Below are 1235 nucleotides of genomic sequence, written 5' to 3'. Positions count from 1 at the left end.
CGCTTCGCAGGTGGCAAAGCCCTGCAGATATATTAATTTAAAAAATTATCAAAAACTCTCGTTCGTTGCTATATATAAATCTCCATTAGAATCAACTATATAAGCTTCTCTGTAATTATAATTCTCATTAGTGAAAAAATTAGTACCCATAAGAAAAGCTGTTGTAGATAAAGCATCTGCCTCTTCTGCATTGGTGTGTACAATGGTAGCTGACATTGCATTATAAGTTGGATAACCTATTTTAGCATCTATTATATGATGATAATTAGTGCCGTTTTCTGTAAAAAATCTCTCATAATCTCCGCTTGTTACTATAGTATAATTTGTAGCCTGTATTAAAGCTAAATATCCGTCTTCATCGTTTCTAGGATTTCTTATTGCTATCACCCAAGGATTACCCTTAGAATTTACACCATTAGCATAAGTATCTCCGCCGTAATCTATTAAATAATTTTTTATATTGTAATTTTTAAACACATCTATAAGTTTAGTAACAATATAACCCTTTCCATAAGAGCCAAAATCAAAAGTTAAATTATCTCTAAGCTCTATAAACTTTTTTCCATTGTTTGTAATAATACTTACCTTTGAATAATCTATTTTCTTTAATGCACTTTCAATCTCTTCTCTCTTTGGAACAGTTTGATTTTCTTTAACACCAAAACCCCAAAGCTCAATTAATGGTCTCACACTTATATCAAAAGAAGGATTTATCTTAGAATATCTTAATCCTGTTTCAAATAAATGTGCCATATCTTCAGAAACTTCTATTCTGAGAACATCTTCTTTATTTTCTAAACTTTTTTTATTTATAATTGCTATTTCGCTCTTTTCATTATACGGATTTAATATATTATCCATTCTGTTAATTTCATTTGTTATAGAAGCAACCAAATCATACATTTTTTTCTCTGTAGTTTGTGCTGTTATATTTAATATAGTATCGCTTATTGCTATTGTTGTAGATATATACTTTTCTTTATTTTTATAAACAAAAAGTGTAGCAATTAATGCTGCTACTACAACTAAAATTAATAGATAATATTTTTTCTTTGATGTCATAAAATCTTCTCTTTTTTATAATTATTCTTTTTAGTAAACTTATTATTAATAAACTTATTGAATTATAATATAGTTAAATAATTATGTTTTGTCAAAAACTAAATTTTTTATTTTTAGATATTTTCGGGGACTAGCCCCCGTACCCCCACTTCTTTTGCCGATAGGCACCTACT

Annotated in this window: 1 protein-coding gene; it reads right to left on the bottom strand. The window is 27.8% G+C overall.

Translation table 11 applies throughout. The features are described 5' to 3' along the window. Positions 1-48: 48 nt before the first annotated feature. A complete protein-coding gene (locus E6A48_RS11625) occupies positions 49-1062 on the bottom strand; it encodes an FAD:protein FMN transferase (protein ID WP_219710469.1) in 1014 nt (337 codons plus the stop codon). Positions 1063-1235 lie beyond the last annotated feature (173 nt).

Source organism: Brachyspira pilosicoli (assembly GCF_019402445.1).
Lineage (GTDB): Bacteria > Spirochaetota > Brachyspiria > Brachyspirales > Brachyspiraceae > Brachyspira > Brachyspira pilosicoli_B.
Note: the sequence above shows the minus strand (reverse complement) of the source record. Positions and strands in the feature narration are given on the sequence as shown.